Annotated in this window: 22 protein-coding genes; 11 read left to right on the plus strand and 11 right to left on the minus strand. The window is 39.0% G+C overall.

Features of this window, described 5'->3' with window-relative positions:
• Window positions 1-14 precede the first annotated feature (14 nt).
• The 7 genes from MKZ10_RS11100 (at window position 15) to MKZ10_RS11130 (ending at window position 4,935) form a co-directional block, all read left to right on the plus strand.
• On the plus strand, window positions 15-110 hold the full coding sequence (locus MKZ10_RS11100) for a putative holin-like toxin (protein WP_342505020.1): 96 nt from the start codon (window positions 15-17) through the stop codon (window positions 108-110).
• A gap of 317 nt (window positions 111-427) precedes the next feature.
• Entirely contained in the window at window positions 428-1,234 is an 807-nt protein-coding gene (locus tag MKZ10_RS11105) for a GNAT family N-acetyltransferase (RefSeq protein WP_342510158.1), read from the plus strand.
• A gap of 21 nt (window positions 1,235-1,255) precedes the next feature.
• On the plus strand, window positions 1,256-1,807 hold the full coding sequence (locus MKZ10_RS11110; protein WP_342505021.1) for a GNAT family protein: 552 nt from the start codon (window positions 1,256-1,258) through the stop codon (window positions 1,805-1,807).
• Window positions 1,808-1,828: 21 nt separating this feature from the next.
• Entirely contained in the window at window positions 1,829-2,266 is a 438-nt protein-coding gene (locus MKZ10_RS11115) for a GNAT family N-acetyltransferase (protein WP_342505022.1), read from the plus strand.
• A 113-nt stretch (window positions 2,267-2,379) separates the two neighbouring features.
• On the plus strand, window positions 2,380-3,081 hold the full coding sequence (locus tag MKZ10_RS11120; protein ID WP_342505023.1) for a DUF3221 domain-containing protein: 702 nt from the start codon (window positions 2,380-2,382) through the stop codon (window positions 3,079-3,081).
• 191 nt (window positions 3,082-3,272) lie between these two features.
• Entirely contained in the window at window positions 3,273-3,446 is a 174-nt protein-coding gene (locus MKZ10_RS11125; RefSeq protein WP_342505024.1) for a PspC domain-containing protein, read from the plus strand.
• A gap of 142 nt (window positions 3,447-3,588) precedes the next feature.
• The gene (locus MKZ10_RS11130) at window positions 3,589-4,935 is read left to right on the plus strand and encodes an amino acid permease (protein ID WP_342505025.1); all 1,347 of its coding nucleotides are present in this window, start codon (window positions 3,589-3,591) and stop codon (window positions 4,933-4,935) included.
• A gap of 70 nt (window positions 4,936-5,005) precedes the next feature.
• Here MKZ10_RS11130 and MKZ10_RS11135 read toward each other — a convergent pair whose 3' ends face one another.
• Window positions 5,006-5,890: a DUF3307 domain-containing protein gene (locus MKZ10_RS11135; protein ID WP_342505026.1), complete on the minus strand. Its 885-nt coding sequence runs from the start codon at window positions 5,888-5,890 to the stop codon at window positions 5,006-5,008.
• Between the two features lie 18 nt (window positions 5,891-5,908).
• Window positions 5,909-6,694, minus strand: a complete 786-nt coding sequence (locus tag MKZ10_RS11140; protein ID WP_342505027.1) for a hypothetical protein — start codon at window positions 6,692-6,694, stop codon at window positions 5,909-5,911.
• Window positions 6,695-6,970: 276 nt separating this feature from the next.
• On the opposite strand from MKZ10_RS11140, the gene MKZ10_RS11145 reads away from it, so the two are divergent.
• The 3 genes from MKZ10_RS11145 to MKZ10_RS11155 all read left to right on the plus strand — a co-directional run bounded on the left by MKZ10_RS11145 (window position 6,971) and on the right by MKZ10_RS11155 (window position 8,367).
• Complete coding sequence (locus tag MKZ10_RS11145) at window positions 6,971-7,402, plus strand: hypothetical protein (protein ID WP_342505028.1); 432 nt, start codon at window positions 6,971-6,973, stop codon at window positions 7,400-7,402.
• A gap of 417 nt (window positions 7,403-7,819) precedes the next feature.
• Window positions 7,820-8,038, plus strand: a complete 219-nt coding sequence (locus MKZ10_RS11150; RefSeq protein WP_342505029.1) for a hypothetical protein — start codon at window positions 7,820-7,822, stop codon at window positions 8,036-8,038.
• A 53-nt stretch (window positions 8,039-8,091) separates the two neighbouring features.
• Window positions 8,092-8,367 (plus strand): hypothetical protein, encoded by a 276-nt coding sequence (locus MKZ10_RS11155; protein ID WP_342505030.1) that lies wholly within the window; start codon window positions 8,092-8,094, stop codon window positions 8,365-8,367.
• 421 nt (window positions 8,368-8,788) lie between these two features.
• Here MKZ10_RS11155 and MKZ10_RS11160 read toward each other — a convergent pair whose 3' ends face one another.
• The 6 genes from MKZ10_RS11160 to MKZ10_RS11185 form a co-directional block, all read right to left on the minus strand.
• On the minus strand, window positions 8,789-9,268 hold the full coding sequence (locus tag MKZ10_RS11160) for a hypothetical protein (RefSeq protein WP_342505031.1): 480 nt from the start codon (window positions 9,266-9,268) through the stop codon (window positions 8,789-8,791).
• A 21-nt stretch (window positions 9,269-9,289) separates the two neighbouring features.
• Window positions 9,290-9,676 carry a hypothetical protein gene (locus tag MKZ10_RS11165; protein ID WP_342505032.1) on the minus strand — a complete coding sequence of 129 codons (387 nt, stop codon included), beginning with the start codon at window positions 9,674-9,676 and terminating at the stop codon, window positions 9,290-9,292.
• 38 nt (window positions 9,677-9,714) lie between these two features.
• A complete protein-coding gene (locus MKZ10_RS11170) occupies window positions 9,715-10,101 on the minus strand; it encodes a hypothetical protein (RefSeq protein WP_342505033.1) in 387 nt (128 codons plus the stop codon).
• A 144-nt stretch (window positions 10,102-10,245) separates the two neighbouring features.
• Window positions 10,246-10,470 (minus strand): hypothetical protein, encoded by a 225-nt coding sequence (locus MKZ10_RS11175; protein ID WP_342505034.1) that lies wholly within the window; start codon window positions 10,468-10,470, stop codon window positions 10,246-10,248.
• Window positions 10,471-10,820: 350 nt separating this feature from the next.
• Window positions 10,821-11,411 carry a PBECR4 domain-containing protein gene (locus tag MKZ10_RS11180; protein WP_342505035.1) on the minus strand — a complete coding sequence of 197 codons (591 nt, stop codon included), beginning with the start codon at window positions 11,409-11,411 and terminating at the stop codon, window positions 10,821-10,823.
• 395 nt (window positions 11,412-11,806) lie between these two features.
• The gene (locus tag MKZ10_RS11185) at window positions 11,807-12,241 is read right to left on the minus strand and encodes a GNAT family N-acetyltransferase (RefSeq protein ID WP_342505036.1); all 435 of its coding nucleotides are present in this window, start codon (window positions 12,239-12,241) and stop codon (window positions 11,807-11,809) included.
• 237 nt (window positions 12,242-12,478) lie between these two features.
• Here MKZ10_RS11185 and MKZ10_RS11190 point away from each other — a divergent pair, with 237 nt between their 5' ends.
• Window positions 12,479-12,652, plus strand: a complete 174-nt coding sequence (locus tag MKZ10_RS11190; RefSeq protein WP_342505037.1) for a Zn-dependent hydrolase — start codon at window positions 12,479-12,481, stop codon at window positions 12,650-12,652.
• 15 nt (window positions 12,653-12,667) lie between these two features.
• On the opposite strand, the gene MKZ10_RS11195 is transcribed toward MKZ10_RS11190, so the two are convergent.
• From MKZ10_RS11195 to parE, 3 genes are all read right to left on the minus strand, one after another.
• On the minus strand, window positions 12,668-13,885 hold the full coding sequence (locus MKZ10_RS11195; protein WP_342505038.1) for an MFS transporter: 1,218 nt from the start codon (window positions 13,883-13,885) through the stop codon (window positions 12,668-12,670).
• A 340-nt stretch (window positions 13,886-14,225) separates the two neighbouring features.
• Entirely contained in the window at window positions 14,226-16,655 is a 2,430-nt protein-coding gene (gene parC / locus MKZ10_RS11200; protein ID WP_342505039.1) for a DNA topoisomerase IV subunit A, read from the minus strand.
• Complete coding sequence (gene parE, locus MKZ10_RS11205; RefSeq protein WP_342505040.1) at window positions 16,652-18,625, minus strand: DNA topoisomerase IV subunit B; 1,974 nt, start codon at window positions 18,623-18,625, stop codon at window positions 16,652-16,654. The genes parC and parE overlap by 4 nt, the downstream gene beginning before the upstream one ends.
• Window positions 18,626-18,895 lie beyond the last annotated feature (270 nt).

The raw sequence follows: 18,895 nt of genomic DNA on the forward strand, positions 1-18,895 counted from the left end.
AAGGGTTCTGCAAAGTGACTACATTCGAAGCGCTTGTGATCATGATTAGTTTTGCAACATTAATTGTTGCTGTGATTGCATTAGCTTATAATATGTCGCAAAAGAAATAATCCACCCTTGAGTTTTGCCGCTCAGGTGGATTATTTCCTCGTGTGATGCTGACCCCACAATGGGAACCAACTATTACATTGACCGTTTTGATGTTGACGCATCAAGCGGTCTTTTTTATTCTAATCAAACTGTACATTCATTATACGTTTACAACATGACTATGGCAACTGATTCGTGTATTTGATTTATAAACTATATAAAGAGCAATCAAATATATGGAAAAACCTTCTTGTGTAGTTTATCAATTCATAGTATACTACCAAAAATCTAACCATTCACACTATACAAATAAAAAATGTGTAAGGACGTGATCATGATGAGCCTGATTTTAACAAAAGCACTAGCAGAAACCATTGAACAATCCGAAGTTGACGCCTTACATTCACGGCTAACAGCTATGCAAGCCATTGAAGGGAACCCAATGGATGTTGACATACAGCGGTTTGGCAATGCCACTGCATTTTCTGTCAAAAACATACCTGGTCCCTCTTTTAATACGGTGAAAGGGTTAACAGATGGGGATGAGCAATTTGTGGATCAACTTATCCAGTTTTATGAGGAAAGAGAGATATCTGTACGATTTGAGTTGACACCTGCACACGCCTCGCCAGATTTGTTAGCACATCTTCAGCAGGCTGGATTTTATCAATCTGATTTCCATACGTCACTGTATGGTTCGCCCATACAAAACGCCGTAGCAGTTGATGAAAGAATCTCTATCCGCCGCGTGGAGAGCCATGAATTTGATTTATTTGCGGAAATTTATGCTCAAGGTTTTCAAATGCCTGCATTTTTACAAAGTGGGATTGCTCATAATAATGCAATCCTGCACAGCAATGATCACTGGAATTTTTACCTTGCTAGTGTTGACGATGAACCTGCGGGAATTGGTGTGTTGTTCGTGAAGGACGGGATTGCTACTCTTGCTGCGGCAGCTACTGTTCCACATTTACGCAATAAGGGTGTGCAAAATGCTTTGATTCAACAGCGTATTCAGCAAGCTTCGACGCTACACAGCAGGTTAGTTGTCGGGCAAGCTAAATTTGGGTCGGTTAGTCAAAACAATATGGAGAAAGCCGGATTGAAAATTGCCTATACGAAGGCGATTTGGGTACGGCAATAATAGTAATAAGGAGAGATTTGGATGTTTACACTTAAGATTGATGAAAAGACAACATTGAAAATGCTAACGCTACAAGACACGGAGCCATTATTTAAGTTAACAGATCAATCACGTGAACGTTTAAAAGAGTGGTTGCCCTTCATTGATTATACGAAGTCCTCCGCAGATACAGCATCATTTATCACTTCGACGATGAAACAATTCGGTGATAACAATGGCTTTCAGGCAGGTATTTGGGTTGAAGGGCAACTTGCGGGTGTTATTGGATTTCACAAGATTGATTGGAACAATAAATCGACAAGTATAGGCTACTGGCTGGGTAAGGGCTTTGAAGGCTCAGGGGTAATGACTAAATCGGTTAGGGCATTTGTCAATCATGCAATTGTTGAACTGGGCTTAAACCGTGTGGAGATTCGCGCGGCGGTGGAAAACAAGAAAAGTCGAGCAATCCCAGAGAGACTAGGTTTCACAGAGGAAGGCTGTATTCGCCAGGCTGAATGGCTGTATGATCATTACGTGGATCATGTTGTTTATGGAATGCTTGCGGAGGACCGGCAAAGTGAACAGAATTAATGGATTTGGGAGGATTTTTATATGACGATAGTACAAGCAACAATAAATGACCTGGATACGTTAACTGAGCTTTTTGACTTGTATCGGCTATTTTATGAGCAGTCATCTGATTTGGATAGCGCGAGGACTTTCCTGAATGATAGATTGAGCAACGAAGAGTCCATTGTCTTTATCGCTTTTGATGACAATGAAGCAATCGGCTTTGTTCAACTCTATCCATCATTTTCATCTATCAGTATGCGGCAGACATGGGTGTTGAATGATTTGTATGTGAAAGAACAAGGGCGTGGCAAAGGATTTGGTGAGGCGTTAATGCGAAGAGCGATTGCTTTTGCAAAGAAAACAGGTGCAAAGGGAGTTTTGCTTGAGACAGGGAAAGAAAATGTAACGGCACAGAGATTGTATGAGAAAATTGGATTTGCACAAGAAACGAATTACTTTTACTTTTTTAATATTTAAAGAACAATAGTCGCTCACTCTCCTTGATAGTTACTGTATTTGGAGTTGGAGAAGATGTAGTGTAACGCTTATACATAAGACTCGTCTAATCAACAAAAGGGGGAATGCCATCTATGAAAAAATACCTTGTTATGCTGCTGGTAGTCTGCTTGACCTTGGTTGGTTGCACCGCAAAGGATAATGAAATTAAGGGGGAAATTGAAAGGAAAGGGTTCATTACCGAAGTCGATGTAACTGGAAACCGTTTGTTGGTCGATGATCCAGACAATGGTCTTATTTGGCTGACTTTACCCAGTTTTGGCGACATCACAAAGTATGAGGTGAATCAAGAGGTTTTCGTGTGGATAGATGGAGGTATCAAAGAATCATATCCTGCTCAAGCAACAGCACGAAATATTGAAATTTTCGGAGAGGAAGGGATTTCATTACACCCATTCGATTTTAGTAATCATAGCTTTCCACCTAATCCAACTGGGGTCGTGACAATTGGTGAAACGAACTATGATATGGTGAGGGGCGGATTTGAGTGGACAAGGGGAAACGAATCTGTAACAACAGATGCTAAGGGACCGACACAAATCGCAGAAAATTTTGAGCCCATTGTCGTAGAAGCAAATAACAAAGCTAATATTGTAATAGAGCAAAACCCTATCCTAAGTGTTTATATCTGGGACGCCGAACAACGGACTATCACCACTGTAAAAGATGGTCAAATCACACTGCCAGCTACTAACGGCCTTGTTATCTACGAAGTCGTAGCGAAATGGTCGAATGGCGAGGCCTCGTTTACTTTTGTTGTAGACATTACCGAATGATTCCTCCAGATTATCAACAAGAAACATAAAGTAGTAGGCATAATAGCTACTAGATCATTAAAAATGGTGAACAATATAAATTGGTCGGATGATTAGATTCTAATATGGACTTTTTTTCTAGTGAAGGCTATGCAGTTCCTTCATTGTGTAATAGAATAATAGCTAATACATAGCAGAGACGAGGTGTCCCATTGAACAAACTAACGAAATCATCATCTGATAAGATTCTATTCGGGGTTTGTGGAGGAATGGCAGACTTTTTCAATTTACCATCATTGATTGTTAGATTACTATTTGTTTTTGTACCTGGATCCATTGCTGTCTATTTAATATTTGCGTTATTTTTACCTAAGAATTCACTTTAATAAGCATACAAAAAAGAGTAGTGCCAGCACTACTCTTTTTTGTATGTTTATTTTCTTTAATCAAAGGTATTTTTTCATCGTCTGTACGGTAGAATTCTAAAGGCATGTCATTTAAAAATGAAAGTAGAGAGTAGGTAATTGTTTGAAGAAGCAAGAGTTAGCAAGAGGCTTGAAAAATCGCCATGTACAACTGATTGCAATTGGCGGGGCAATTGGAACTGGGCTATTTCTCGGGGCGGGAAAATCAATCCATTTAACAGGTCCCTCGATTTTATTTGCTTATTTGATTACAGGCATTATTTGTTTTTTAATTATGCGGGCACTTGGCGAACTATTATTATCGAACTTAAAATACCATTCCTTTGTGGAGTTTGTGCAAGATTATATGGGTAATATGGCGGCGTTTATCACTGGGTGGACATACTGGTTCTGCTGGATTTCCATTGCGATGGCTGATTTAACAGCAGTTGGGCTCTATACCCAGTTTTGGTTTCCAGAAGTGCCTCAGTGGATGCCAGGTCTGATTGCGTTATTCATTTTGCTTTTTATGAACCTCGCAACTGTCAAACTGTTTGGCGAAATGGAATTTTGGTTCGCTTTGATTAAAATCATCGCGATTTTGGCACTCATTGTTATCGGTGGTTATATGATTTTCAAAGGATTTACCACTGATGTAGGGACGGCAAGCCTCTCTAATTTATGGAGTCATGGCGGCATGTTCCCGAATGGTATGACGGGCTTTATTTTATCCTTCCAGATGGTCGTGTTCGCCTTTGCAGGTATTGAATTGGTAGGGTTAACGGCAGGGGAAACAGCGAACCCGCAAAAAGTCATTCCAAAAGCAATCAACAATATTCCGATTCGGATATTAATTTTCTACATCGGTGCATTGACTGTTATCATGAGTATTCATCCATGGGATGCTATTAATCCAGCGGAAAGTCCATTCGTCCGGGTCTTCATGGCGGTTGGTATTGCAGCGGCAGCCGGTGTCGTTAACTTTGTCGTCTTAACGTCAGCAGCTTCGGCGTGTAACAGTGCCATTTTCAGTACGAGCCGGATGGTTTACTCACTGGCAAAAGATAAGCATGCACCAATTCCTTTCACGAAATTAACGGGGAATAAAGTACCTTCCAATGCATTATTCTTCTCAACGATTGTCATTCTGATTGCAGTTGTACTGAACTATATCATGCCAGAAGGCGTATTTACGCTTATTACCAGTATTTCGACAGTGTGCTTCATCTTCATCTGGGCCATTACGATTATCAGCCATTTGAGGTACCGTAAAATGAGACCAAATTTAGCGAGAAGAAGTAAATTTAAAATGCCACTTTACCCGCTTTCTAATTACTTGATTTTGATTTTCTTAGCATTTGTATTAGTTGTGCTAGCACTGGCAGAGGATACACGTATCGCGTTGTTCGTCACGCCTGTTTGGTTTATTTTGCTGATTGGGATTTATCAGATGCGGGGAGTTCGGAACTAATAATGAGGACCGTTGCTACTCATACTCGCAACGGTCCTTTACAACAACTTTACACACCTCTTCTAGACCATTACATGATGATTTTTTTTGCAAATAAACCAAGCACTAATCCTAACAATATGGAAGATAATGTACCCAATAAGAAGTATTCAGCCCAATTACGATCATCTAACTGTTTGAAACGTGCAATCGACTTTGCCGCAATAATGAATGCAATGGATGGATACGCACTTACAATCGTCAATGAAATCACTAGTAATCTTTCTACATAGCCAATTAACCTTCCGCGTGATGGTAGGGGACTGGAATAGGTAAAATAATGATATTGCTCAGTGAAATTACTCTCACTCTTAGACTGACGACTAGATTTTGCTTCTGTTAATTGATGATTAAGCGTAAATTCTCCTTCGAAATTTGCAAATTCAGATGGCAGTGTGCCCACTAATAAGTTTATAATATGACCACTCACACTTGTAGCTAAAATAAAAAGAATGACGATAAAAAGAAACGTGTTGACCACGCCTAAACTGCTAACTCCATTCTCCTCACTGAACAATTGAAGTATGCTGGTCACCATCTTCGGCGCCGTCATCTGAAAGAAGAGAAGGCAGGTGATGAGCAACATCGTAATATGTAATAGTTGATCTACTAAGAAAAACCATAACTTTTTTAGACTGTTACTGTCTTTTGCTTTAATAGTATCCAGAAGCTTTAATTTTAGTATATCAATCACTAGATGTGACACGACAATAAAGGCTAAGGGAAGTAAGAGATAGCTGAATATATTCGTGAAATGATAAAAATACCCCCAGATGATTACGAGTGCTAATCCTGTTGTAAGTAGATGGTGGAACATATGCTTTTTTAAATTCTTCATCTTGTTTTTTACCATCGCATCTGTTTGTAGCCAAAAGTCAGCTACTAAATGCGCAAGAAGTAGCAGTAATACAATCACTGTTTCCGCCCTCCTATTCTAATCAATTGAAAAATATTCATGAAGATGATTGCTCACAATCCGTTTGATATTCTGTTGCAGTTGATCGTTGATTACTTGTTGAGTATGTTCGCTTTCAGGTTGCAACGAATTTAGTACTTTTACAATGTCATTAAATGCACTTGTAATCGATTCATATTTTCCTTTTTTTAAATGGCCTGAAATAGTGGATGCAGACCGATCAAGATAATGACTTATTTTATTTTGTTGGTTAAGGACGAGAAACAAAGAACAGACAAGTGACTGAATAGCTGTTTGTTCTTTTATTTGATCTTGTTGTAATTTTAAAATCATATTTAATAAGGTCTCAAATTGGCTTCTAAAGAGGTGATAGCCTTCAAAGGATTTTGCATTTAGAAAATCAGCTAACTCAAACTTGAATTGGTCCTTATTTTGTTCTTGGTGTTTCAGCATGTCGTTGGCATATCTTGCTTGCTTCATAAAGGGATGAATCCAAGTCTCAATATTGAGAGCATTGACATCTTCCTGAATATCGCCAAACGAGAGGCCAAAATAGGGTTTATGATCTTTGAATGCCCATATTTGATTAATGTAAAAGGCAAGTGTATAAGCCGTTGCATAGCCACTACTGACGACCACAATCTCATCACCTGAACGATGGATAACTTGAGTTGTTGTGATACCCTTCGTCCAAACAGCTATCCTTTCTTCTAACTGATGAAGATACTTACTTAATTCACCGCCAATGTCTCCCTTGGAAGAATTGCTTACATCCATAATAAAAACAGAAACTGGATAAGTCATATTAATCTCCTTTCAACTGACTTGTAGTAAATGACAGCTTAAAACAACCCTCTTTAATTCGTCTATTTAAACGAATATAACATTAGTTCGTCTATCTAGTCAAACTAAATTGGAATTCTTCTATATAGACGAAATTACACGGTGTACAAATAATCACTCCAAAAGCATTGCCATACCAATGAATAATTCATTTTCTACCTCTTACTTTCTTGTACATCGGACAAATACTGTGTAGTATCCTTTATAAGGGATTTCGTAATGAAAGGGTGAGCTGAGTTGAAATTCATAAAGGTACTGTTTGGAATCGTTGTTGTTATTGCGATACTAGGCTTTTCAGCGTACTATTTCGGACCTAAAATCATCGCGGATCAAGTCATGGAACAGGTCGCCGTGGAGTTGGATGATAGCGGTCAACTTGAAAGTATTAAGCAAGAAATCAACAATGATCCGCAGCTAAAGGCATTTATTGAAGAGGGAAAAAATGTGGACAGCAGCACGCTACCCTTCCAAACGAAAGAACAGGCCGTACGTGTACTGGTGAAAAAGTTCAATGTAACAGAGTTGCAGGAGCTTCAGTCGAAAGCTCAAAGCGGCTTAACGGCGGCAGAGAAGCAAAAGTTACTCAATGACATTGAAGGCAAGCTAACGGATGAGGAAATGTTAGCATTGAAGGTGCTCGCATATAAGGAACTCTCACAGACTGAATAAGCAGTAGGGCGGACCTAATTTTTGGTTTGCTCTACTATTTTTTATAGTTTAGATGCCTAATTCGCGAAACCCGAACATTTGTTCAGGTTAGTGAATTTGTATTTATCGTGGAATATGCACTATTTTACTGTTCAACGGGAGAAATATAGGATTCTTTCTTGATAAATCGATAAAAAGAGGGTTTATCTCTTTTTTAAGAACAATTGTTCTTTGTGCTGGATTTGGGCATATTTTTGAAACTCTAGAACTTCAGAACAATCGTGGGAAGTGAATGCTGATATTCAAGCGATATTTGGAACGATTAAATTAAACTAAAGAAATAAAGTCCAGACTTTTCAATTGCTAAATTTATGACAAAGATGTATATTCAGCAATAAGAACATTAGTTCCTCCTCTCTGTAAGAAGGGAGTAAGCCTATGCCAAGGAACCCAGGTGTGACAGATGAAGCCATTATTCATATGTACAAAAACGGTATGTCCTATAAAGAAATGGAACCGATTATCGGACTATCTGATCGGGCCATCTGGAATGTGTTGCACAAGCATATGATACCGATGAATAGAGAGCAATACTCAGGTCAGTCTAGGAAAAACAAAGTGAATGAAAATTTTTTCAAAGTATGGACACATGAGTAGGACAAACTGGGAATACTATTTACCGCGTATGGGTAAGGGGAAAACTCGAATTATTGAAGCTTGCAGACTTCATCTATAAAGATGCATCTTCTGATGATTTTCTCGTATATAAAAGAGTGTACATGACACAACATTCTGTTGAACCTTATTATGTCGACGATCAAAGAGCCTTACCAATGTGGCGATTGGCAGATGGAAAATTAATTCATACAGCCATTAGTTCAAGAACATCTTTCTGTACAAATATTAGTAAAACGATTTTAGATACGCTGAAAATGAAAGCTAAAGACAAAAATACTCATGTCAGCTATCTGCTTGAGAATGGCTAGAAAATATTTTGGAACAGACAGAGATTTCTTTTCATAAAGAGATGAGACCAATAGATTGAATTCAATACAATACGAAGTATGATAGAGATTTATTAGCTGATGTAAAGGTGTTTGCAAAAAAAGAATAGGTTGTTTATTAATGATGTGATTGAGTATAGTGTGCAATTTATTGATAATGAAAAGAACTACTAAAAGGGACCTGTAAATTATGGTTCTTTTTAGTTTAAAAATATTTAAGTTGACATAATATAAATTATCAGAAGCTATGTATCGTTGAATAAGTATACTTGAAACAGTGAGATAAAACGAAAAGTTTTCCTATATTGATTAGTAATCATTACTTTCATTTTTATTTCAAACCACGATTAAAGACCAGCTCTCAGTAAATTCCCGAAAACTGGTCTTTAGTGGCCTCCACACATTATTTAGTAGCCAGTTTTTCTAAGATCGCAAAAACCTTTGAATTCGTTTGATAGCCGACTAAGTTCCCAAACTTAAAATGGTCTGCTGCTCTTGCACCGAACTCGGCAAGCCAGTCTCTTTGACCGTTGCTATTAGCTGCCGTCTTATACATACTAAAATCAGCCGAAACATATCCTGGAGCATTTTGTTTTAAATAGTCAGTTGCTCGTCCAAAATCAAATGTTATAAGAGCATGTTCCTTCAGAGTGATTTCCCCTGCTTCATACAATATTTTGGATATTTCACTAAGCTCTTCGAAAGTAGCATTTCGAACATCATATTTACCCGATATCTCCTCATAAAGAGCTGAAGATTTTTGTGTAGCAGTTACTGCTTCGGGCATAGTGAATCCCAATTCCCCACCCATTGCTGGTTTCGTAGTCGCATTTTTTGTATATAAGGGTGTTGTTTGATAAGGTGCGATAGCATTGATAGCCATATGATTTTACCTCCTATTATCTCAAATTGACCTTTTATAAGCATTAATTGTTGAAGTATACGAATTACTTTGAAGTCTATTCCGGACTCTATTGAGAATCTCAGGACTTACCATTCCTTCACGAAAATCCATCATTCCTAACTCTCCCATTCTGTTCAGCAAAGGTATCATTGAACTACCACCTAAAGTGTTATTTAACACTTTAATTTGCCCAAATGATAGTGATGAAACTTTACTCGCGCCCATAGGTACAATAGCATTTTCTATAGCTTCCTGAAAAGCTTTACTATCCACTTTGTACATATTTCCACCTAGGTGTTCAGAGAATCCTTTATAGCCATATGCTCCTCTAAGCATAAAGAGATTTTTACTTATTTCCATCTCCGGACTATCAAATTTAACAGACATTAATAATACCCCTCTTCTCCAATTTATTCTAACGAGATTCAAATGCCTGTTCTATATTTTGTAATCCCGCTGGCTTTCTCCCAAGTCGCCTTTGCCTGTCTTTCTTGCTTCTGAGGGTCAGAAGACAGTTCAAGCTGTTTCATCAACTTATCATGAGACATATCAACTAAGTTTCCCGATTCATTTTCCACTGTGCCATCAAGATTCTCCTTTTGCTTTGTCTCCATAATCATGATTTCATCGCCATTGGCTTTCACAACATATTTACGTATGTATCCCCCTTCATTTCTAACTACGAATTTGGGTTTGTTATTCTTCAGTTCCTCATCCAGCATTAAATGTGAAAGATTTTGCTCTTTTGCTTCTTCGTTTTTCAGTGTATTGACATATCCCATTGTAGCAACACTTGTGAATTGAATGTTCACCTCGATTACCTCCTTTTATTTATTGAATTTTCCAGTAAATTCTTCTATCGGTTTACAGGAATTATTTTGAAGCTATCCCTTTAAAACTATCAAAAAAACCGTCGTAAAAAGTCTTTAGCAGCACTTTTAGAACGGTTTTTGTGTTTATTTCTCTTGCCTTACGTTCCGTATGACTAACGATAATATAAATCCGATAATCGCAATGATTAATCCGAATGTTATCGAGTTTTGCACACCTTGAATCGAACCTTCTAGCTGTGTTGCTACCGTATTACCATTTACATTCACATAATTCGTCGTACTAATCGACATAATCGTAATCGCTATTGCTGCACCAATCGGACCAGCGACCTGTTGTAATATATTCATAATGGCCGTGCTATCGGGATATAACTGTTTAGGTAGCTGATTTAGTCCATCTGACCTCACTTAATTTGCAGTATAAAACGCTATGTCTGGCCTGTAGAAGCCACCCGGTCCAATCAATGTAATCCTAATTATAAGCACATCCACTTGAATGAGAGATACGGGAATATACCACTAGTTAAACTGTAAATGGAGTGCGAGTTTTCTATCTCACATATGCACTAACGAGGTCTGATAATAAAGATAGATATACACTCTTTATAAGAGTCGGACCTGACAGTAAGTCATTTGTATTCATGAAGCTAAAATCATTCTGCATCTTTTCACAAAATATGTATTAATTAAAATATGTATTAATTAAAATATGCCCTTTCACCAAATTCATCTGTCTGGCACAATATTATTTTACTAAGTGTATGAGAATCGACCTTATAAATACAGTGAACAGGATAACCATTTTTAATGGTAGTTCCTTTTGAAGTTTTTAAATTTAGTAGTGAATTTGGTGCGTATAAGTCATTATGCGTCCGAATAAGTGCCAGGCAGAAAATTTGTTTCTGACTTCGTATTCCTTTATCAAATGATAAATTCAAATAAACCGTTCTCTCATCGATTATGCGAACAGTACATTTCGTTAAATCATCTAAACAACTGATAGCTTGCAACTTTTGATCAGTAAATGTAGTTTTTAAAATACCTTCGGGTGATATTTTTCTTGCTTTGAGAGCTGAATAGAATTGTGCGGGTCTCATTGGTTGCTTACTCTTCGGGTTTCTATATTCTATACCACACAAGTGCATAAAATTAGATTTTTGTGGTTTGAAAATAAGTTCATAATAAGTGCCTTCTTTAAAGTAAACGTAATGAATTTCTGTATCTACTACCTTTTCAAATGCAACTAACCCTTGAAGTAATTTTTCGATTGTTCTTTTGTCATTCATCATATGAAATCACCTATTTTCAATCAAAAAGAGGGATGAAAGTATGACTACTTCCACCCCTCTTTTTGAATATAATGATTAGGTTTTTATGTTGCTTGCCAACTCCCGGCACCCGAAGTCCGGAAAGGGTATCAAGTTTTTATGTTGCTTGCCAACTTCCAGCGCCCGAAGTCTGGAATGAGTATCAAGTTTTCACGGTGCCTAATCATCACCATATTTCTAATCTCAGGATACCATAAGGGCAGCCTGATGTCCATTAGCCTTTCCTTCGAAAAGGATCTTATTCAAGGTCAATGGTTAACTCCATTGTATGCATTTAGGCTACTGGAAATATCTTAATGCATTCTGTAAGTTTTTTAGCTGGCTATTTAGCACACTCCTGGGGCTATACATAGAATTTAGCTAAATCTCATTACAAAGCCTGTACTTTTAGCAGTAAAGCCATTTTTAAAATAAAAGTTATGAGCATCTTCTCGATCAATTCTATTTCCACTATTCAAAACGATTGCGCTTCCCCCTTGCTCAATTACAATTTCTTTTGCTCTCGCTAGCAACTGTTTTCCAATACCATTTTTTCTATATTGATGATTTACCACTAAACAAATAACTCTTCCATAACACCCATTAAATTCGTATGCTAATCCAATATGTAGGCCCAGTAGCCCAATCACTTGATTATCCGTTTCCGCAACAAGCGTATGATAATCAGGGTTGCTACTTAACTTAGATAATCTACTAGTTACTTCCCCCTCCGTTGATTCATATCCTAGTTCAGTCATAAGAGGAGTTATATTCGCTAGATCAGTTTCATTTGCATATCGTATGGATACCATTTTATTGCTCCTTTCTAGTTTTTCTCTACATATTTGATCAGACAACGTTACATTCAACTTGAAAAACGAGAACTCAAAGCAAACATACATGTAGCTTGAAACAGGAACTAAACAGATTTTTCAACACACTATGTAAGTATATCGAATTTTGTATCTATAGAAATTTAAATTCACATGATTCAGTGGATAAATCCTATATTTCAGCTTAAAATTAATAGTAGAGAGGAGTCGTTTAGTATGAAACAAATTCAATTAGATTCTCCTGAATTTAACCGCGTATTAAAAAATATGCAATTAGAAAACTTATATTTAAGCCTTTCCCTACAACAAAAGGCTCTCGATATCGTTAATTCCGGGGTAATTATAACACCAACTTTGATTAAGGAAACTTTAGCTCAATCAGTAAAATAAACCACCGTAGAAAAGTTAAGTACTTTCTGCGGTGGTTTTCGGTTGTTCCAATATAATATTACGTTTTTTCATCTGTACAAAGAACAAAACTGTCATGCTGACACTAATCAATCCGAACACGATGACCATCGACTGGAGCCCAATAATATCGAGGAAAGCACCTGCCGACAATAACACTACCTGGAACATAACCCGCTCCAACATATTGCGGAAGGAGAAAAATCGGCCGTGATACTCTTTCGGCATCTGTTTCTGAAAAATAACCATAGCTGTTGGGAAAAAACAGCCCAATGAAAAGCCTAAAACAGCAAAAGCGCTTAATGTAATGGCAGTACTGTCTACGAAAAATAACATGAATTCAGCAACGGCTACCATTGTTGCAAAGAAAAATAGAATCGTTGTTGTCCTCCATTTTGAAGAAATATACTTCACCGCAAAGGAACCGACCATAAAGGCAACTCCTTCGAATGTGTAGATAAGTCCTTTAATGGATGCTGAATCCTGGATAATACTAATATTAATAACAAGCAGGTTGAATGATCCTAGGAACAATAATGGAATAAGTGTCATAACTAATGTCATTCCGACAGCTGGATAAGCTTTCAACACTGGAAATACTTCCATGAAGCCACCTTTGCCGCCCGCGGTTTTCACTTTAGCCTCTCTTGTCTCTCCTTCATCAATGCGCAGCATCATCGTGAATATAAGCAATCCACCGTAAGCAATCATTGATACCCAGTACAACGACGCCAATGACCAGTAAACGAGCATGATGCCTGCTAATGCAGTTCCCGCGACACGCGCGATGGTCGCGACGTTCATGTGTAGCCCATTCATGGTTAGCAAATCGTCATCTTTCACAACGAGTGGAATTACCGCCTGTAGCGCTGGAAAATAAAAAGTAGCTGCTAGTTGGATACTGATCATAAAGGCAACCATCCACCAAACAGATCCCGTTGAGATGGCAATCAGCATGAAGACAACACTAATCATCCTACCGAAGCCTGATATTAGCAGAACCGTCTTTTTCCTAGACTGGTCAATGACCTTTCCAGCTAGAGGGCCCGCAATGATTCCGGCTAATAGACCCGCTGACATAATAAGTGCTTTGATGAAATCTGAAGGGATTTTTTCTTGCATAAATTCAAGATTTCCAATAATACCGGTCCACAACCCTAACCCCGCGATCATTTCCCCCGTTAAAATGATCCAAATATTACGATTTTTCCACATAAATCTATCCCCGTTCTATTATTTCGCTTCTCGAACTATTATAAAGGAGGCATGAAAAAAAGTCACGGTAATTTTATCCTCGTGAAGTAAACAATGTAATCATGAAACTAAACAACATTCTTCGCAAACCTAACAACATTTCCTAAAAACTAGACAACGCTTTATTAAAAGTATGCAACGTTCAGTGAAGTAAACAACGTATTCACGAAACCAAGCAACGTTCCCCACAAACTTAATAACATCCCTTCATCTCGCTAGAAATCTAACCTCCTAGTATCCAATTATTACGACTTACACTACAAAAAAGTCACGAGGAATTTATCCCCGTGACTTCCCTTCTTTATTCAACCTCTGCCTTTGGATCCTTATAAATATGCATGACACTGCCATCTTTTTTCTCATCCACCGACGTACTACCATTCGAGTAACGATCGACTGGACGCAATGATCCCGCAACAATAGCTAATTTACTACCTTTATCCGTTACCAATACAACAATTTCATCGGTCGTTACCATCTTAGCTCCAACGATACGATAAGGATTTGATTTCAACTCTTTCAGTACAACGACACCGCGTTGTGCTCGCGCTGCACTATCTAGCTCTTTCAAGCCCATTCTTTTCACGGTTCCGCGCTGTGTTGCTACTAAGATGGAAGCCCCGTCATCTTGAGCGACTTCCATCGCTACTACATAATCTTTGTCTTTCAAATTAATACCACGAACACCAGCTGTGCGTATACCTGTTACGGACAGCTCAGCAAGTGGGAAACGGAGTGCATAAGCCTGATGTGTAAACAGAATAACATCCTCTGTCCCTGTAACAAGACGTGCATCTATCATTTGGTCGCCTTCTTTAATACCCATCGTTTTAAATGTTCTTGAATAGCGCTGCACCTGATAATCCGCTAATTTAGACAGTTTAACGGCTCCATTTTTCGATGAAGTCAATATGAACGACTCTTCATCAAAGTTTTCAAGCCCAATGGCAGCAATAATCGATTCATTCTGTTCTAATGCAATGATACTAGAAATATGCTGACCAAGATCTTTCCACTTAATATCCGGCAATTCATGCACAGGCTGATAGAGATAGTTCCCTGCCGATGTGAATAATAGCAAATGGTGCCGCGTATTCATTGGCGCTTCCAACAAGCTATAATCGGATTCCTTCATTTCATGACCTGTGCCATTAGACGCTCCGTAAGAACGGACGCTTGTCCGCTTGACATAACCGTCTTTCGTCACCGAGACAATGACTTCTTCGCTCGGTACCAAAATATCAAGATCAACTTTGATTTCTTCGATCTTTTCGACAATTACAGAACGACGTGGTTCTGCAAATTGCTTCCGAATCGCAATAAGCTCTTTTTGAATAACAGCAGACAATTTTTTATCACTTTTCAGGATTGCGTCAAGCTGTTCAATCAGCTTGCGCAGCTCAGCATCTTCTTGCTGTAACTCAGTAATGTCAGTATTTGTTAGTCTGTAAAGTTGGAGTGAAACAATTGCTTCCGCCTGAATTTCAGAAAATGAAAACTTGGCAATCAAATTATTTTTCGCATCGCGTTTATCTTTTGATCCACGAATGGTTTTGATAACTTCATCCAAAATGGATAAAGCCTTCATAAGCCCCTCGACGATATGTAAACGGTCTTGCGCTTTTCGGATGTCGTACTGTGATCTACGTGTCACAACGTCCTTCTGATGCCCAATATAGGCATCTAGCAACATCGGTAGTGACATCAGCTTTGGTCTACGATCAGAAATAGCAATCATATTGAAGTTGTATGTCACCTGTAAGTCCGTGTTTTTTAATAAGTATTGTAAAATACCATTTCCGTCGATGTCTTTTTTCAGTTCGATGACAATACGAAGGCCAGTGCGATCCGACTCATCTCGTACATCAGCAATTCCATCTAATTTGCGATCCAGACGAAGCTCGTCCATTTTCTTTACCATATTGGCTTTGTTAACGTCATAAGGGATTTCTGTCACAACGATTTGTGACTTGCCGCCTTTTAATGGTTCAATAGCTGTTTTGGCACGGATAATAAAACGGCCTTTACCTGTTTCGTAGGCTGTTTTAATGCCATCCGTTCCTTGGATGATAGCCCCAGTCGGGAAATCCGGGCCTTTGATGACCGTCATTAATTCATCAACAGAAACGTCTGGGTTGTCCATGCGCATTAACACTGCATCTAAGGTTTCATGCAATGCATGTGGTGGAATATCTGTTGCATAACCCGCAGATATACCTGTTGAGCCATTGACAAGCAAGTTCGGAAAACGCGCAGGTAAAACAGTCGGTTCCGGCTCTGTATCATCGAAGTTAGGGATGAAATCGACTGTGTTTTTAGTGAGATCCCGCATCATTTCACCCGCAATTGCAGATAAACGTGCCTCAGTATAACGCATGGCAGCAGCAGAGTCACCATCGACAGAACCGTTGTTGCCATGCATTTCAATCATCATATGACGCAGCTTCCAGTCCTGACTCATTCGTACCATTGCTTCATAGACAGACGAATCACCGTGAGGATGATAGTTACCGATAACGTTACCAACTGTTTTAGCTGATTTACGGAACGCTTTGTCATGGGTATTGCCTTCATGGAACATAGCATACATAATGCGTCGCTGAACGGGCTTCAAGCCGTCGCGCGCATCTGGTAACGCTCGGTCCTGAATAATGTATTTACTATAGCGTCCAAATCGGTCACCAATCACTTCTTCCAAGGGTAGATCCTGGTAACGTTCTTCTAAAGTCATTCAAAGTCCCCCTCGACGTGCAAAAATTCATTGTCTAAAATATTATGTTCTTCCTGCATACCAAAGTCGACGTTTTCTTCAATCCAACGTCTTCTTGGCTCTACTTTATCACCCATCAATGTTGTGACACGGCGTTCGGATATTGCATTGTCTTCAATTGTGACCCTTATGAGAGTACGAGTTTCTGGATTCATCGTCGTATCCCATAGCTGATCGGCGTTCATTTCACCAAGCCCTTTATAGCGCTGTAGCATATAACCTTTACCGATTTTTTTCATAGCCTCATCCAAATCAGCTTCCGTCCATGCATAGGCGAGCTTCTCACTCTTTCCTGCACCTTTAAAAACCTTATAAAGTGGTGGTAATGCGATATACACTTTACCCGCTTCAATCAATGGTTTCATATAGCGATAAAAGAACGTTAATAGTAGCACTTGAATATGTGCACCGTCCGTGTCGGCATCCGTCATGATGATGACTTTATCATAAGCGATATCTTCTACCTGGAAGTCCGAGCCGACGCCGCCCCCGATGGCATGAATAATCATGTTGATTTCTTCATTTTTTAGGATATCTTCAAGTTTTGCTTTTTCAGTGTTGAGTACTTTCCCTCGCAACGGCAGAATAGCTTGGAATACACGGTCACGACCTTGCTTTGCAGATCCTCCCGCAGAGTCACCTTCGACAAGGTACAGTTCGTTTTTCGCTGCGTTTCTCGATTGTGCTGGTGTTAATTTTCCTGACAGTAATGTATCTGCTCTTTTTCTCTTTTTCCCAGAACGCGCATCTTCACGTGCTTTCCGTGCCGCCTCTCGAGCCTGTTGTGCACGAATGGCTTTTCTGACAAGTGATGCACTCAAATCTGCATTTTCTTCAAGAAAATAGAGCAATTTCTGAGACACGATGGCATCTGTAATCCCACGGGCTTCACTTGTCCCCAATTTACCCTTCGTTTGCCCCTCAAATTGCAGGATTTCCTCAGGTATACGTACGGATACAATCGCTGAAATTCCCTCACGGATATCCGAGCCTTCTAGATTCTTATCTTTCTCTTTCAATAAGCCTGTTTTTTTCGCATATTCATTGAATACGCGGGTCATTGCCGTTTTCGCACCCGTTTCGTGTGTTCCACCATCTTTTGTCCTTACGTTATTGACGAATGACAAAATAGTTTCTGAATAACCATCACTGAATTGGAATGCAAACTCGACTTCAATTCCGTCTGATTCCCCGTCCAAATAAGCAACAGGGTGCAGCACGTCCTTCTCTTCATTAAGATAAGAGATAAAGGCTTCAATTCCAGTTTCATAATGAAAAACTTCGTGCTTATCCGTTCCTTCTTCTTTTAGCTCTATTTTTAGCCCTTTTAACAAGAAAGCAGACTCGCGTAATCGTTCACTTAATGTTTCATATTGATATTTTAACGTAGAAAAAATAGACGGATCCGGTTTGAAATGGATAAGCGTACCTTTATCACGTGTTGTGCCTATCTGTTCGAGTGTTGTGACGGGCTTTCCACCTTGTTCAAAACGTTGACGGAACTTTTTACCCTCACGGAAAATAGTTACTTCCAGCCATTCTGATAATGCGTTGACAACTGATGCTCCAACACCATGAAGTCCACCACTCGTTTTATAACCACCTTGACCAAATTTACCTCCTGCATGGAGGACTGTTAAAATAACTTCCACAGTTGGCTTCCCCGTCGCATGAATCCCTGTTGGCATTCCGCGTCCGTAGTCTCGAACACTGACACTGCCATCTGTATGAAGAGTTACATCCACTTCAGAACCAAACCCTGCTAGTGCCTCATCCACTGCATTATCAACGATTTCATAGACCAAATGATGCAGTCCGCGAGAATCGGTAGATCCTATGTACATACCAGGACGTTTACGAACTGCGTCAAGACCCTCTAGTACATGAATCGAATCATCATCATAGTTAAATATTTCCTGTTGTTTTGTCAAATTACGACCTCCATCAAACGAATGTTCTCTTTTATGTAATCGTACCGCTTCCTTAGAAGGTTGTCAAATCAACGTTCCCTGAAGCTTGCTCCACTAATTGTATAGAAGAAGACGATTTAATGCAATGCTCATTCGATAAATGATACTTGCTTGAATCAAGTGTTCGTACCCAAACTTACTGCCAGCATTTAACTAAACCTGTAGGATTCTCTAGAGGATGGCATTGTAGTAACCTCTTTATTCTGCTAAACTAAAAATACTATAGAACTA

Origin of the sequence: Sporosarcina sp. FSL K6-2383, assembly GCF_038618305.1 — a bacterium.
Classification (GTDB): Bacteria; Bacillota; Bacilli; order Bacillales_A; family Planococcaceae; genus Sporosarcina.

Coding starts and splice junctions, on each gene's coding strand:
- MKZ10_RS11105 (WP_342510158.1), top strand. CDS start 428: ATGAGCCTGATTTTAACAAAAGCACTAGCAGAAACCATTGAACAATCC.
- MKZ10_RS11110 (WP_342505021.1), top strand. CDS start 1,256: ATGTTTACACTTAAGATTGATGAAAAGACAACATTGAAAATGCTAACG.
- MKZ10_RS11115 (WP_342505022.1), top strand. CDS start 1,829: ATGACGATAGTACAAGCAACAATAAATGACCTGGATACGTTAACTGAG.
- MKZ10_RS11120 (WP_342505023.1), top strand. CDS start 2,380: ATGAAAAAATACCTTGTTATGCTGCTGGTAGTCTGCTTGACCTTGGTT.
- MKZ10_RS11140 (WP_342505027.1), bottom strand. CDS start 6,694: ATGACTTATCCAGTTTCTGTTTTTATTATGGATGTAAGCAATTCTTCC.
- MKZ10_RS11150 (WP_342505029.1), top strand. CDS start 7,820: ATGCCAAGGAACCCAGGTGTGACAGATGAAGCCATTATTCATATGTAC.
- MKZ10_RS11160 (WP_342505031.1), bottom strand. CDS start 9,268: ATGGCTATCAATGCTATCGCACCTTATCAAACAACACCCTTATATACA.
- MKZ10_RS11165 (WP_342505032.1), bottom strand. CDS start 9,676: ATGTCTGTTAAATTTGATAGTCCGGAGATGGAAATAAGTAAAAATCTC.
- MKZ10_RS11175 (WP_342505034.1), bottom strand. CDS start 10,470: ATGAATATATTACAACAGGTCGCTGGTCCGATTGGTGCAGCAATAGCG.
- MKZ10_RS11180 (WP_342505035.1), bottom strand. CDS start 11,411: ATGATGAATGACAAAAGAACAATCGAAAAATTACTTCAAGGGTTAGTT.
- MKZ10_RS11185 (WP_342505036.1), bottom strand. CDS start 12,241: ATGGTATCCATACGATATGCAAATGAAACTGATCTAGCGAATATAACT.
- MKZ10_RS11190 (WP_342505037.1), top strand. CDS start 12,479: ATGAAACAAATTCAATTAGATTCTCCTGAATTTAACCGCGTATTAAAA.
- MKZ10_RS11195 (WP_342505038.1), bottom strand. CDS start 13,885: ATGTGGAAAAATCGTAATATTTGGATCATTTTAACGGGGGAAATGATC.
- parC (WP_342505039.1), bottom strand. CDS start 16,655: ATGACTTTAGAAGAACGTTACCAGGATCTACCCTTGGAAGAAGTGATT.